This is a genomic window from Saccharopolyspora kobensis (genome assembly GCF_900108315.1).
GTDB classification, from domain to species: domain Bacteria; phylum Actinomycetota; class Actinomycetes; order Mycobacteriales; family Pseudonocardiaceae; genus Saccharopolyspora; species Saccharopolyspora kobensis.
Map to the genome: position 1 here is coordinate 747,484 of NZ_FNVB01000003.1, position 14,944 is coordinate 762,427.

General features: G+C 68.2%; 11 protein-coding genes. All 11 read left to right on the forward strand.

Annotated features, from left to right (window positions below; genetic code table 11):
* The 11 genes from C4T78_RS11965 (at window position 1) to C4T78_RS12010 (ending at window position 14,940) form a co-directional block, all read left to right on the forward strand.
* Window positions 1–525 carry a phage tail protein gene (locus C4T78_RS11965; RefSeq protein ID WP_093357211.1) on the forward strand — a complete coding sequence of 175 codons (525 nt, stop codon included), beginning with the start codon at window positions 1–3 and terminating at the stop codon, window positions 523–525.
* A 1-nt stretch (window position 526) separates the two neighbouring features.
* The gene (locus C4T78_RS11970; protein WP_093357213.1) at window positions 527–1,255 is read left to right on the forward strand and encodes a T4 family baseplate hub assembly chaperone; all 729 of its coding nucleotides are present in this window, start codon (window positions 527–529) and stop codon (window positions 1,253–1,255) included.
* A gap of 773 nt (window positions 1,256–2,028) precedes the next feature.
* Window positions 2,029–2,715 carry a Pvc16 family protein gene (locus tag C4T78_RS11975; protein ID WP_093357215.1) on the forward strand — a complete coding sequence of 229 codons (687 nt, stop codon included), beginning with the start codon at window positions 2,029–2,031 and terminating at the stop codon, window positions 2,713–2,715.
* On the forward strand, window positions 2,712–4,601 hold the full coding sequence (locus C4T78_RS11980) for an ATP-binding protein (protein WP_093357216.1): 1,890 nt from the start codon (window positions 2,712–2,714) through the stop codon (window positions 4,599–4,601). The genes C4T78_RS11975 and C4T78_RS11980 overlap by 4 nt, the downstream gene beginning before the upstream one ends.
* Window positions 4,592–4,867, forward strand: coding sequence for a hypothetical protein (locus C4T78_RS11985; protein ID WP_093357218.1), 276 nt, complete (start codon window positions 4,592–4,594; stop codon window positions 4,865–4,867). The genes C4T78_RS11980 and C4T78_RS11985 overlap by 10 nt, the downstream gene beginning before the upstream one ends.
* Window positions 4,864–11,493, forward strand: coding sequence for an eCIS core domain-containing protein (locus C4T78_RS11990; RefSeq protein WP_093357220.1), 6,630 nt, complete (start codon window positions 4,864–4,866; stop codon window positions 11,491–11,493). Before C4T78_RS11985 ends, C4T78_RS11990 begins: the two co-directional genes overlap by 4 nt.
* A 42-nt stretch (window positions 11,494–11,535) precedes the next feature.
* On the forward strand, window positions 11,536–12,216 hold the full coding sequence (locus tag C4T78_RS36005) for a hypothetical protein (protein ID WP_143186014.1): 681 nt from the start codon (window positions 11,536–11,538) through the stop codon (window positions 12,214–12,216).
* Window positions 12,217–12,246: 30 nt separating this feature from the next.
* Window positions 12,247–12,930, forward strand: coding sequence for a hypothetical protein (locus C4T78_RS11995; RefSeq protein ID WP_093357222.1), 684 nt, complete (start codon window positions 12,247–12,249; stop codon window positions 12,928–12,930).
* Between the two features lie 35 nt (window positions 12,931–12,965).
* Window positions 12,966–13,274, forward strand: coding sequence for a LysM peptidoglycan-binding domain-containing protein (locus C4T78_RS12000; RefSeq protein WP_218161720.1), 309 nt, complete (start codon window positions 12,966–12,968; stop codon window positions 13,272–13,274).
* The gene (locus C4T78_RS12005) at window positions 13,267–14,406 is read left to right on the forward strand and encodes a hypothetical protein (protein ID WP_093357226.1); all 1,140 of its coding nucleotides are present in this window, start codon (window positions 13,267–13,269) and stop codon (window positions 14,404–14,406) included. Before C4T78_RS12000 ends, C4T78_RS12005 begins: the two co-directional genes overlap by 8 nt.
* 15 nt (window positions 14,407–14,421) lie before the next feature.
* The gene (locus C4T78_RS12010) at window positions 14,422–14,940 is read left to right on the forward strand and encodes a phage baseplate assembly protein V (RefSeq protein ID WP_093357227.1); all 519 of its coding nucleotides are present in this window, start codon (window positions 14,422–14,424) and stop codon (window positions 14,938–14,940) included.
* Window positions 14,941–14,944: the final 4 nt, after the last annotated feature.

The following is a 14,944-nucleotide window of genomic DNA, read 5'->3' on the forward strand; positions in this document are numbered from 1 at the left end:
ATGGCCGAGTTCCAGATCAACGCGCACCGCTTCGACCCGTACAAGAACTTCAAGTTCCTGGTGCTGTGGGACGGCCGGACGGTCGCCGGGATCAGCAAGATCAGCCCGCTGAAGCGCACCACCGAGGTGGTCAAGCACCGGCACGGCGGCGATCCGAGCTCGCCGCGCAAGGCGCCGGGCCGCTCGGAGTTCGAGGGCATCACGCTGGAGCGCGGCGTGACCCACGACCCGGAGTTCGACCGCTGGGCGAACAAGGTGTGGCAGGTCGGCGCCGGGCTCGGCGCGGAGGTCTCACTGGCCGACTTCCGCAAGGACATCGTCATCCAGGTCCTCAACGAGGCCGGTCAGGTCGCGGTGGCGCACAAGCTCTACCGGACCTGGCCCAGCGAGTACCAGGTGCTGGGCGAGATGGACGCCAACGCCAACGCGGTGGCCATCCAGAGCCTGAAGCTCGAATGTGAGGGCTGGGAACGGGATTACGAGGTGGCCGAGCCGGCCGAGCCGGCCTTCACCAACCCGGCCTGAGATGGTCACCACGGAACCCGGGCAGCTGCTGGCGGTCTGGGAAGCGGGTCTGCCGCTGCACGCCGGTGGCCGCGCGCTGCTGCTGCACCGCGCGGCCCGGCCGGGGTGCGCCGACGAGGAGTTGCGCTCGTCGCCGGTCGGCGCCCGGGCGGCGGATCTGCTCCTGCTGCGCCGGGCGCTGTTCGGGCAGCGGCTGCAGGTGCTCGTCGAGTGCTCGTCGTGCGCGGAGGCGATGGAGTTCGACCTGGACGTCGACGGGCTCGCCGAGCGCCCGTCCGAGCGCGAGCTGCAGGTCAGCGAGGACGGCTACCTGGTGGAGTTCAGGCTCCCCACGGTGGCCGACCTGGAGGTGGCGGCGGCCGGTGGGACAGCTGAGGAACGCCGGCTGCGGTTGCTCTCGCGCTGCACGCTCTCCGCCGTGCACGACGGGGAGCCGGTCGGGTGCGAGGCGCTGCCGGAACGGGTGCAGCGCCGGATGGCCGAGCTCGCCGAGCAGGCCGACCCGGCGGCGGTGCTGACCGTGAGCGTGTCGTGCCCGGAATGCGGGCACACCACGCCGAGCGCCCTCGACATCGCCACCTACCTGTGGTCGGAGCTGGACGCCTGGGCCCGCGACGTGCTGCTGGACGTGCACCTGCTCGCCTCCGCCTACGGCTGGACCGAGTCGTCGATCCTGGCGCTCAGCCCGCTCCGGCGCCGCTACTACCTGGAGTTGTGCGCTGATGCCTGACCACTTCGACCGCCTGCTGGCCCCGACGCCCCGGGCCGCACTCCGCCCCCGTCTCCCGGGCCGCTTCGAACGGATCGACGCGCTGCGAACCGACTCGCGGGAGGAAGCCGAACACTTGGCCCCGCGCGCGGTGGCACCAGTCCCAGTGCCGCCCACCGAAGTGCGACGAGTGGAACGCGAGGTGCGCACCACCACCAACCGAACCACCGTCGTGCACACCGAGCAGCTACCACCGGAACCTCCGCCACCGCCCCAGCCGATCCGGGACCACGACCCGCAGGCGCCCGCTCCCCCACCCGCCACCCGCATCGCGGTCCCCGAAGACAAGAAAACCCAACAACCGCAAGGAATCGAACCGGCACAACCGACATCAGGCCCGAGCACACCCGGAGTGCTGAGAGTGGCGGCAACCCCGGTGCCATCCGAGCAACCGCGCACGCGCCTGGCCTCCGCAGCGGCCCGGGCCACTGCCCGCACCACGCGCCAACCCGCACAACAGCGATCAGAACCAGCTGTCCAGGTGGAGATCGGCCGCCTGGAGGTCAACGCGGCACGCCCCCAACACCGAACCCGCCCACCAGCCCCGCAACGCCAAGCCCCAGCGGTCACCCTCGCCGACTACCTCAGCGAACGAGCGAAGCCATGAGCAGAGCAACTCGATCGCTCCGCAACAGCAGCTCAGGGGACCGTGACGCAACCCAGCCACGAGAAGCCAACAAACGCGAGATCACCCGCATCGCAACCACCACTGAGAATCGCGGAGAGGCGGCACAGTGAGCAACGGGCTTGCCATCGCGACTGTCACGCAGGCTCTCGCGCTGCTGATCGCGAACAACCTGCGTCCCGAGATAGACATGGCGGTCTCCGTGGAGACGCGCAAGCCGCCTGCCGATCCGCCGACCGATCCGACCATCACCGTCTTCCTGTACCAGGTGGCCCCGAACCCGTCGATGCGCAACACCGATCTGCCGAGCCGGGCGCCGAACGGCAGGTTGTGGGCCCGGCCGACCGCAGCGCTGGACCTCAACTACCTGATCAGCGCCTACGGCGAGGAGAGCGAGCTGGTCGGGCAACGGCTGATCGGCTGCGTGGTGCGCACGCTGCAGGAGATCCCGGTGCTGCCCGCCGAGCTGATCGAGCAGGCCGCCGCGAAGCCCCACCTGGTCGGCAGCGACCTGGCCGAGTCGGCGCAGAAGGTGCGGTTCACGCCGATCCAGATGGACGTCGACGAGACCTCGAAGCTCTGGGGGATGCTGCACCAGACGCCCTACACCGTGTCGGTGACCTACCAGGGCTCGCTGGTGTTCATCGAGGGCCGGGAGGAACCGGAGCCCGCCAAGCCGGTCGAGCAGCTCAACACCACCGTCGAAGTCATCCCGCCGGACGATCCCGCGCCAGAACCCGGCTCCGGTGAATCGGTCCCCGCCGCGAAGGACGGTGGGCGAGGAGGTTCGGGATGACCGAGGAGAACGCCGCATCGCCCTCGGATGCCGTGCGCGCCGTGCTCGCCCGCCTGGACGAGCACGTCGAGGGTGTCGAGCCCGACACCGCGCTCCCCTGCCCCGACGCGCTCGAAGCACTGGCCTCCTGCTTCGGGCTCAGCACGTTCGAGCGCGAGGTGCTGCTGCTGTGCGCGGCGATGGAGATGGACGCCACCACCGCCGGCCGGTGCGCGGCTGCCAGCGGGTCTTCGCGCGCTTTCCCGACGTTCTCGCTCGCCCTCGCCGCGCTGACCGACCCGCACTGGAGCGCGCTCGCCCCGGTCTCACCGCTGCGCCGCTGGCGGCTGGTCGAGCTCGACGAGGAAGCCGGGCTGACCACCGGCAGGTTGCGCATCGACGAGCGCATCCTGCACTTCCTGCTCGGCGCGCCCTACCTGGACGTCAGGCTGCACGGGCTGCTGCGGCGACCACCGGCACCGGAATCCCTGCCGCCGTCCTACGAAGCAGCAGCCGAGCGCGTGGCCATGAGCTGGGCCGACGGGCGCTCGGGCGCACCGCTTCGGGTGGAACTGGTCGGCGGCGACGAGCGAACTCGCAGCGACATCGTCACCGCGGCCGCCGCAAGCTGCGATCTGGCCCTGTACGCGATCGACGGGACGGACGTGCCGACCGATCCGGCCGAGCGCGATCAGCTGGCCCGGTTGTGGCAGCGCGAAGCGGTGCTGCTGCCCGCAGCACTGCTGCTGGAGGTCGGCGAACCGGACCGGGAGCAGTCCTCGGCGATCGAGGCGTTCCTGGAGTCGACCGCGGTTCCACTGGTCATCGCCAGTGCCGAGCCGCGGCCGAGCGCCCGTTCCCGGGTCGAGCGGGTGCTGGTTCCGGCGCTGGACAACGACGAGCAGCTGCGGCTGTGGCGGGAGGCCTTCGCCGAGGTGCCGGAGGTGTCCGATGCCGACATCGCCAACCTGGTCTCTCAGTTCTCGCTGCCGCCGCACGTGGTCTCCTCCGCCGCTGCCGCCGTGCGCCGGGACGCCTCCGGTGACGACGCGGTCGGGCTGGCGTGGCAGGCCGGTCTCCACGAGGCGCGGATGGGGCTCGACGAGCTGGGCAGGCGCATCGAACCCGAGGCGGGCTGGGGCGACCTGGTGCTGCCGGAGCGGCAGATGCGGGTGCTGCGGGAGATCGTCGCGCACGTCCGGCAGCGGGCCACCGTGCACCACGAGTGGGGCTTCTCCAGCACGCTGCGCCGAGGGCTCGGCGTCACCGCGCTGTTCGCCGGCGGTTCCGGCACCGGCAAGACGCTCGCGGCCGAGGTGATGGCCCGCGAGCTGGGCCTGGACCTGTTCATCATCGATCTGTCCCAGGTGGTCAGCAAGTACATCGGCGAGACCGAGAAGAACCTGCGCAAGGTCTTCGACGCCGCCGAGCGCGGTGGCGCGCTGCTGCTGTTCGACGAGGCGGACGCGCTGTTCGGCAAGCGCAGCGAGGTCAAGGACAGCCACGACCGCTACGCCAACCTGGAGGTCAGCTACCTGCTGATGCGCATGGAGGCCTACCGGGGCCTGGCGATCCTGACCACCAACATGAAGAAGGCGCTGGACACGGCGTTCCTGCGCCGCATCCGGTTCGTGGTGGACTTCCCGTTCCCGAGCGAGCGGGAGCGAGCCGAGATCTGGCGGCGGGTGGTGCCGGAGCAGGCGCCGGTCAAGGACCTGGAACCGGCGCTGCTGGCGCAGCTGACCGTGGCTGGTGGATCGATCCGCAACATCGCGCTGTCCGGTGCTTTCCTGGCCGCCGAGGAGGGCGAGCGGCTGCAGATGCGGCACATGCTCGCCGCCGCCCGCACCGAGTACCTCAAGCTGGAGCGTTCCCTGACGCCATCGGAGGTGCAGGGATGGGTGTGAACCGGGATGTGCGCATCACCGTCGGTGAGCTGGTGCTCGACGGCTTCGACCGGGTCGACCCGGGCCGGGTGGCGGCGGCCTTCCAGGCGGAGCTGACGCGCCTGGTGCGCGAGCGCGGGGTGCCGGTGGCGGCCGACGGCACCCGGCGGTTCGAGGAGATGACGGAGCTGCCCGAGCTGCCGGTGACCTCTTCGCCCGTCCGCCTGGGCGAGGCGTTGGCGCGCGCAGTGCACGCGGGCTTGGCCGGGAGGGGGCGTTCGGCGTGAGCACTCCGGTTCCGGCGCACCGAGCGCGCTCGTCGCAGGACGCCAAGCGGCGCAAGCGCAAGGACCGCAAGCCGAAGAACCGCGCGCCCGAACCGAAGGAGATCGTCAGCGGCGCGGGCCAGCCGCTGGACCGCAGCACTCGCCGGGAGCTGGAGGAACGCCTCGGCCACGACTTCAGCCGGGTCCGCCTGCACACCGACCGCGATGCGGGCGAGCTGGCCGACATGCTCGGCGCGGACGCGGTCGCGATCGGGCAGGACATCCTGTTCAGCCCCGGCAAGTTCCGCCCGGGCACCGCGGACGGCGAACAACTCCTGGCCCACGAACTCCTGCACACCGTGCAGAACCCCGACGGCCTCGGTGCCCTCCGCGCAGGCCGCGATCTCGGTGCGGTGAGCCTGCCGCAGCAGGCGATCGAGCGCGAAGCCGAATCCGGTGCCCGGGAGCGGAATCCGGAGGTGCGTGCCGGTCGATCGACGCCGGGCTGGCTCCGCTACGCCAAGGTCGACGCCGACCGGACGCGCATGGAGGTCGTGGACCCGGCGACGTTCGTGGACCGGTTGGCCAACGGCCTGCTCCGATCGCTGCGCGGTGACCCGGAGGACCGCTCCAAGCGCACCCGCAAGCAGCTGGCCCGCATGTCGCCCGAGCTGCGCGAATCCGTGCTGGACCGGCTGGAGAGCCGACTTCTCAGCTCGGAGCAGGAGCGCGTGCTCGACTTCGTCGAGGAGATCGAGGCCGACGACAACGTCGAGCGCAGCGCCCTGTCCGCCCCGGAGATCGAGCCCGACGCCGAAGCCGACCTGCGGCTGGAGCGCGAGACCCGGCAGCAGGAGTCGGCCGAGCAGCAGGAGCGCGAGGACGAGCCCGCGCAGGCGGCCGGGCCGGACAAGGAGCACAGCGGACCGTCGGGTGCCGATGGCAGCACGCCGGAGAACGCCGGTCCCTCCGAGCCCGGCGCCGGCGAGACCGACGCCGCTGGTCAGAACCCTGATGCACCGGAGCCGGAGGAATCCGAGCAGTCCGGGGAATCCGCTTCGGAGGACAAGTCCGACGAGCGGTCCGGCCCCGAGGAGAAGGGAACCGCGAAGGGCGAGGCGGAAGGCGGCCCCGGGGAGAAGAAGGACGAGTCCGGGGAGAAGAAGAAATCCGACGGCAAGGAGGGCGAAGCCGGGGGCGAGGGCAGCGCTGAGCAGGAGCAGGAGCAGGAGCAGGCGGAGGAGAAGGCAGAGCCGGTCCCGGCGGAACCGCTGCCCGACGACAAGAAGGAGAAGCCGCGGGACGACGGATCACCGAAGGTCGCGGGCAAGGCCGAACCGCAGCCCGGAGCGGTCAGCGAGCTGGAGGGCACGCGCAACCAGGACGCCGAAGGTCCGCAGGAGAAGCCCGTCTCGCCCCCGGCAGGCGGTGACTCGGAGGTCGAGGTCGGTGGCGGGGAGGAGAGCGCCTGGGACGTCAAGCTGCGGCCCGAGGACTTCCTGCCCGCGGAGGATCTGGACGTTTCCGGCGTGCCCACGGCCGACAAGGCCGAACCGGGCTCGTCGACCAGCGGCATGATGCCGTCCTTCCCCGCTCCCTCGCTCACCAGGGCCGATCAGGTGCAGGCCGAGCGCGACGCCGAAGACGCCGAGGACGAGGCCGCCGAAGCCGAATCTGAAGAGGCCACCGCCCCGCCGCTGGAGTCAGATCCCTCGGTGGAGACCGAAGGAGGCCCCGGCGCGACCGGCCTCGCCGACCTCGCCACCGAGGCCGGGCCTGCCAAGGGCCACCGGCCCGCAGACCCGAAAGCGGCCGAGGACCAGCAGAAGGGCCCGGTGGAAGCCCAGCGCACCGCCCAGGAGACGGCGGGCAGAACCGAGGGCGACAAGGACGCGGCCGGTGGTGCGGTCAAGGAATTCGCCGCCGAGCAGGAGAAGGAGAAGCCCGGCGAGGGCGGCTCCGAGCGCGAGAAGAAGGAGTCCGGCGAGGCCGGGAAGCAGGAGCGGGGCAAAGGCGCCGAGACCGGGCAGCAGGACAAGAGCGGTGAGCAGGGCCAGGACGAGAGCGGTGGCGAGTCCGGTGGGCAGGACAAGCCCGGCTCCGGAGCTCCCACCGATTCCAAGGAGCCGGGCGGCCAGGGCGAGCAACCGGGTGGGGAGAGTTCGAAGCCGACCGAGGATTCCGGCAAGTCCGAGGCGGAATCCCCGAAGCCGCAGGCCGAAGCGCCGCCCAAGCCGACCGAGGAACCCGCGCGCACGGAGACGCCCTCGCCGAAGGCGCCCGCTCCGAAGTCCAAATCCCCGAAGGCCGAGGAACCGAAGAAGGCAGCGGAGCCCAGCAAGCCGGAGGCCGCTGAGAAGCAGGAGGCGGCCGCCGAGTCGGCGCCGTCCAAGTCCGGCCCCGCTCCTGCGGCACCGCGCGGCGGCGGGAGGGGCAGCACCGGTGGCAGCGGCGCCAAACCCGCGGCCAAGGGCAAGAAGAGCCAGGCCGTGCCCAACCTGGCCCAGGCCTCGCCGGAGGCGGGGTTGCGCACGGCGTCCGGTCTCAAGCCGCACCAGGCGATGAAGGCGATGAACGGCGTCAGCAGCGCCGCGGACCGCTCCGTCGGTGACGAGCACAAGAAGCTGTCCTCCGCGCCGCCGTCCATGCAACGGCCCTCCGGTGCCCCGCAGACCCTCGACGGCGAGCCGAAGGCCGACGCCCCCGCCGAGTACTCCACGTCCCCGGCGGACAAGGCCGATGCGCCGGAGAAGAAGGACGCCGAGGTCAAGGACCAGAAGAAGCCGGAGGGCAAGATCCCGGCCGAGGAGGTCGAGGAACCCGACGGCTGGGACACCTTCCTGATGAGCCTCGGGTACGTGGTCGGGACGGTCGCCAGCTGGTTCGACTCCGACGTCAAGCCCGAAGACCTCGCGGCGAAGTTCGCCGGCATGCCGACTCAGGACGAAGCCCTGAAGGAGGCGCAGGCGGGCACGGCGCCGGGCGTGGAGATGAAGGGCGACGCCGGCGAGAAGTCCCGCGAGCAGGACGAATCCGTCGACGCCAAGGGCGAGGAGACCGCCGAGACCGGCCGCGACGACACCGAGCGCCGCATGGGCGAGGACCAAGTCTACCCCAAGGTGCCCAAGGAAGAGCTGCGCGGGAAGGTGCCGGAGCGCGAGCGCGGCAAGGGCGGCGGCCCGGACGGCGGGGCGAACACCGGCGCGGTGCCGGAGGAGGCGGCCTCGGAGGTCGCCGAGCACGAGCGCGGCAAGGAGTTCAAGTCCTCCTTCAGCAAGGGCGAGCAGAGCTTGGCCGAGGCCAAGCGCAAGAAGGAGGCCGACTCCCAGAAGTCCAAGGAGAAGCACCGGCAGTCGGTGGATCGCGAGGTCCAGAAGAACACCGAGGAGCAGGCCGGGCAGCGGCAGACGACGCTCGACGACGTCACCGGCGAACGGCAGCGCTGGCGCGACGAACAGGACGCGGAGCTCCAGAAGCTGGGCACGAAGAAGTCCGAGAAGCGCGAGCAGGCCGAGAAGGACGTCGACAAGCACGAGAAGGACACCGACAAGAAGGCCGAGGAGCGCAAGGAGGAGGACAACGGCAAGATCCGCCAGAAGGGTCGCGACGCCGAGAGCGAGGCCAAGACCAAGCGCACCGAGACCGAGAACCAGGCGGGCAACTGGGTCGAGAAGGCCTTCGAGTACATCAAGCAGAAGTTCATCGAGCTGCGCGACAAGATCATCGAGATCCTGCGCAACGCGCGCGAGAAGATCATCGAGTTCGTCGAGAACTTCAAGTTCGACATCGAAGCGCTGATCAACGAGATCCGCGAGACGATCATCGGCCTGATCAAGAAGCTGGTCGAGGAACTGGTCGAGCTGGCCAAGGCGCTGGTGCAGGCGGTCATCGATCTGGCCAACAAGATCCGCGAGTTCATCGCGGACCTGATCGAGCGCGCCATCGCCCTGGTGAACAAGCTCGCGGAGGCGCTCAAGCAGCTCATCAACGACCTGCTGGAAGCGATCGCGAAGCTGCTCAACGACATCCTCAGCGTCCTGAAGAAGGCGCTGGAGGCGATGGTCCAGGCGGTCAAGGACGCCATCAAGGCGGTCCTGGACTTCGCGTCGAAGCTGCTCAGCGGTCTGGGCCAGTTCATGATGATCGCCGCCGACTTCCTGAGCGATCCGGGCGGCTGGCTCAGCGGCGCGAAGGGCTCCGCGGAGGACGGCGCGAAGAACCACTTCTTCCGCGAGGTCAAGAACGCGGTCAAGACCTGGTTCCAGCAGAAGATCGAGGAGATCATCGGCCTGCCCAAGGAGATCATCAACAAGCTGATCAAGGGCGGCCTGACGCTGGAGTGGATCGTCAAGCAGGTCTGGGACGCCGTCGTCCCCCAGCTGCCGTTCATCATCGGCGAGATCGTGATCACCAAGGTCATCGCCAAGCTCATCCCCGGCGCCGGCTGGGTGATGGCGGTCATCGACGCGATCAAGACCGCCATCGGAGCGCTCGGCGAGATCCTCCGCGCCTTCGGAGCGGTCCTCACCTGGCTGAGATCGGTGCGCAAGGGCGGCGCGGGCGTGCTGTTCGCCAAGGCGGTGGCGGCCGGTGTGGTGGCGCTGCTGGAGCTGGCCTACGAGTTCCTGCTCTCGGGAATCGGCAAGTACGTAGGCAAGGTCGGCAGCCGCCTGAAGGACATCGCCAAGCGAATGGCCACCAAGGGCCGCAAGAAGAACCCAGGCCAAGGCGCCGACGACGAAGACCCCGGCCGCCGACCTGGCCGCAAGGACGCCCCGGGCCCGCGCAAGGACGCCCCCGGTCCACGCAACACCCGCCCCGGCGAAGGCAGCCGCGGCCCCGACCGCCCCAACGCGCGCCCCGGAACCAACCGGCGAAACGAGCGCCCGGGCCGCCGCGACGACGAACGCCGCAACGACACCGGGCGCCGCGACAACGGCCGCGACGAGAAGGACCGCGAGCGCCAGGACGACCGCGTCTCCCCCAGCTCAGCGGCCCGCCAAGCGGCCAGCAAACCAGGCGGCAAACCCGGCCCGGACCGGGACGCCCCGAAGCCCGACCGCAACCACCGCGGCAGAAGCGAATCGGACCAAGACCGCCGACGCCGCGAGGACAACGACCGAGACCGGCCCGACAAGGACCCCAGGGACCGAGACCAGCGCCCGGACAAGGACAACCCGGACTCCCGGGACCGCAAACCCACCGACCGCGACGACTCCCCATCGGCCAAGGACAAGAACGGCAACCCCAAGGGCAAGAAGGACGAGGAAAAGCCCGACACCAAGCCAACCCCAGCTGCCAAGCCCAAGCCCAAGGCAGACCCACCCCGAAAACCCCGCGAAGACACCGACACGAAGAAGGACCAGAAGAAGGACGAGGACACCGGAACGAAGAAGCAGGACGACAAGGACACCACCAACCGCAAGGACGACGACTCCGACTCCAACAGCCGCCGAGACGACGACAGCTCGCAGCGCAAGGACAGGGATCAGGACTCCAACAAGCGCAAGGAGGACAAGGACACCCAGAAGGACAAGGACGGCCCCGGCAAGCACGAGGACAAAGATGGTCCTGATAAGCGCAAACGCACCGAGAACGACCATGGACGAAGCAAAAACAAGGTCCCCAACAGGAAGAAGGACAACGAAACAGACAGACCAGGAAGACCAAAGAGCAAGAACGCGAAAGGCGAAACAAAAAACAAGGACAAGAAAACCAGGGAAGACAGCCTCCGGGAGAAGTTGCAGAAAATACATCGCCATCTCAAGCCCAAGCTGGATCGAGGAATTCGCGAAGACATACACCTGAAAACGCTCGCAGGGTTGCGCGCTCACTACCGACTGAGTCGACTCTGGAAGCAGGGCGGGGACTCGTTCAGAATCTGGGGCGCATCAAGTCCTCCACAACCCGGCCCAACCACGGGCGTGAAAACCAGTGAGAACATTGACCGAACCAAGCACGAGGAACCGGAATCCAATGACATGGTCAAGAAAGGATGGATAGGGCGAGCAAAGAACGGACAATGGTACACCGGAAAAATCACCCACGTCGCGTACGAGGGCAATCGTCAACACAGCTTCGACTTCTACGGCCACGGCACGAAGGGGAAGGACGAATTCAGGGTTCCCGTCAAAGAGGCCAAAAATCGCCTGGACGAACTGGAGTACAGCACCGCACGTCTCAAGTTCGGCCCAGATTTTGAGAGCATACGACACAACAGCCTTTGGGGCGAGTACAACGACGCCCGGCAGACCCTGAACTACAGAATGACAGCACGTTTCACCAACCCCGACAGCCCAACAAGCAAATCAAAAGAAGGAAAGTCGCTCAAGCCGCAGTGGCATCACATCATCGAGCAGCGCCAGAACGGCCCGCACCACATGCACAACCTTGTGCTCACCAAAGCGACGGACAACAATAAATTCAAGGACTGGATGAATGTGAAACAACCAAAGAGCGACCCCAGGAAGACCTCTCAGAACCTGCCGGCAACCGACGGAAAGCCAGCTCACGTCTACCTCCAGAACGCGGGGTACGAAGAGAAACGATCCTGGGGCGTGCGTTGCATGGAAGAAGTGATGGGCATAAACCCCTTGAGGATTCAGACGCTCGATCGCGGTCGCGGCAGGTACCTCAAACTCCCATAACCAGCACCAACAGCCAAAGCGGGTCCCATGTGCACCATATCAATGCCACCTGAAGTAGATCGAACAGCACGTCAGACACTGCTGCGCCACGGCGGAACAGCAGACACCCAGCATGCCAATACATGGAAATTTCCACCCGACAGCCTGGACGCCGCGGCAACCGAACTCGCCGAAAACGGATACCAGTTCCGCGTCGATTGCGAACCATCTCCGGAAATCAAGGGAACGCAAGAAGGCGCGGCTTATCTATGCCTGATTTCAGAAGACGTCCTGGACGATCTGGACCCCGCCGGCCCCCAGCTCGCGTACGCGGATGACGGAAATATTCTCGCAAACAGTGAGCTGATCTCGATCATTGAACCTGCAGTAGATGGAATACGCTGGTCCCGCCACACCAGAGACGACTTCTGGCGCCTCTCGCAGGCCCACACCATACCCGAGCCGATCAAGATAAGGACACTGTTCAGGAAATGGCCAAGACCGGGTGGATCCTGGGTAATTTCTCATGACGGACGCGAGTTCATCACGAAGCCGAGCATCCAGTTCCTCGCGAGGCATGGAGCCGGCTGGACAACCGAGTACCAGTATCGCGAGCAGACTTACAAACGACCACCACTCCTCCTGTGGGGTGGCCACGTGATCAGCATCCTTGAATCACATGGCGTGCAATTCGCCGATGCACCGGTCTACTACTTGAAAGAAACAACTGAAACATCCAGTTGATCCAGAACAGCCAGCAGAAAGGTGATCGAAGTGACCCGATACGCCGACATCCCCAAGCCGATCCGGTCCGGCATCGTCGTTGTTGATCCTGAGCGGGGGACGCCTCAGCGGATCATCGTGTTGCAGTTCAACCCTGACGCGTTGGAGCGGTCTGTGTCTCCGCAGGCTGCTGGAGGTGAAGGGGATGGTGGCGGTGGCGGCAGTGGGAGCGGGGACAAGAACGAGGCACTCCGGTTGAAGGGGCCTGCTCAGGAGACTTGGAAGATCACCGCTGAGCTCGATGCCACCGATCAGCTGGATGTTGCTGCTCCGCACGGGATTCATCCTCAGCTGGCCACGCTGGAGATGCTCGTGCAGCCGACCACCGCGAAGTTGCGGGAGGCCACCCGGCTTTCGAAGAACGGGGCCATCGAGATCAGCCCGATCGAGATGCCGTTGACGTTGTTCACCTGGGGCAGCAAGCGGGTCGTGCCGGTGAAGCTCACCGAGATGTCGGTGAACGAGTCCGCCTTCGACGTCGACCTCAACCCCATCCGGGCCAGTCTGAGCCTGGGGATGAAGTTGCTGACCGTCAGCGATCTGCCCGCCGGGCATCGGGGCGCCGAGCTGTACATGGCCCACCTGGCGCAGAAGGAGCGGATGGCCGGGGTGGCCGCGCAGGGGTCGCTCGGGGCGATGGGGCTCGGCAATCGGGACATCGGATTGGGGAGGTAGGCGTGATCGAGCCGTTCGAGAGTGCGCTTGATTCCGTGCCCGGGTCGCATCCGTATCCGCGGACCAGCCGGTACCACGATGCCGAGATCGGCGTGCACCGGCGTGCCGACGGGACCGAGGTTCGCTACGCCAAGCGGCGGCTGCTGCCGAGGCTCGACGACGAGCACGCCGAGGCGCACGTCGTCAGCGCCGGTGAGCGCCCGGATCACCTGGCGCAGCGGTACTTCGGGGACCCCGGGCAGTGGTGGCGCATCGCCGATGCCAACCCGGTGCTCGATCCTCGCGAGCTGACCGAGGAGGCGGGGCGGGTCATCGCCGTTCCGGACGGGTTCGATCATGTCTGAGGTTCCCGTCGGGCAGGGCCCGGTTCACCTGAGCCTCCGGATGGGGCCCAAGCTCGCCCGGCCGGTTCCGCCGGAGGTGACCGCGGCGCTGCTGTCGGCGCAGATCACCAGCACCGCCGGCGAGCGCAGCGGTTTCCAGCTGTCCTTCGACCTCACCAAGAAGGGCCGGATCATCGACCGGCTGCTGCCCGAGGGGTTCTTCGACCCGAAGACGCGGATCATCGTGTCCATCTCGATCCGGGCGACGCCGGTCGTGCTGCTGGACGGGCTGATCGTGCGCAACGAGGTCGGTTCGAGCAACCAGCCGGGGCAGTCGACGCTGACCATCACCGGCGAGGACCTCACGCTGCTGCTCGACCTCGAAGAACGCGCCGACCGGTATCCCAACCTCGCGCCCTCGCAGCGCGTCGAGCGGATCCTGCGCAAGTACGCCGATTACGGCATCGAACCGCGCATCGTCGGCGAGCAGATCCACCAGCCGCCGCGCGAGCAGCTGCGCGTGGACTACCAGTCCAGCACCGACCTGCAGTACGTCAACGACCTCGCGCACGCCAACGGCTACACCTTCTACCTCGAACCCGGCCCCCGGCCCGGCCGCTCCACCGCTTACTGGGGCCCGGAGAAGCGGCTCGGGCAGCGGCAGCACGCGCTCAACGTCAACATGGGCGCGAACTCCACAGTGGACCAGCTGACGTTCGCCTACGACGGGACCGCGCGGGAACAGCCCGAAGCTCGCGTGCAGGACCCGTCGACCCGCGACATCACGCTGCTGCCCGATCCCGACATCGGCCCGCTGCGGCCGCCCCTGGCCCGCCGGGCCTCCCCCGCGCTCAAGCGCAAAGCGCTGCCCGGCACCGCGAAGATGGATCCCGAACGCGCCCGCGCGCAGGCGCTCGCACGCGCCGCGACCTCGGCCGACGCCATCTCCGGGTCCGGGCAGCTCGACGTCGACCGGCACGGGTACGTGCTGCGGCCCCGGGAACTGGTCGGCGTGCGCGGAGCGGGCGTGACCTACGACGGCGACTACTACGTCAAGTCCGTCACCCACAACCTCCGGGTGGGCTCCTACCAGCAGAACTTCACGCTCTCCCGCGAAGGGCTGGTGGCGGGCAGCGACCGGGTCCGCCCCTAGGCAAGGAAGGAACGCATGGCCGACGCACCGAACAGCCGCTTCCTCGGCAAGTTCCGGGGTCGCGTGATGGACAACGCCGATCCGCTGGGCATCGGCCGGATCACCGCGCAGGTTCCCGACGTGCTCGGCGACCTGACATCGACTTGGGCGCTGCCGTGCCTGCCGTTCACCGGGCGCGAGGCCGGGCAGTACGTGGTGCCGGAGATCGGCGCCGGGGTGTGGGTGGAGTTCGAGCAGGGCGATCCGAGCTTCCCGATCTGGACCGGCTGCTGGTACGGCGAGCGCGCCGAACTGCCGCCCGACGCGCAGAAGGACGACCGGCCGGTGGTGATCCAGACACCGGGCAACCACAAGGTGCTGATGTCGGACGCGCCCGGCGGCGACGGGATCCTGCTGCGCGCGCCCAACGGCGCCTACGTGCAGATCGACGAGAAGGGCGTGACCATCGGCACCGGCCAGGGCGCGTCCATCCAGCTCGTCGGCGACGAGGTCAACATCAACCAGGGGCGGCTGATCGTGCCCAGACGGCGATAGGGGA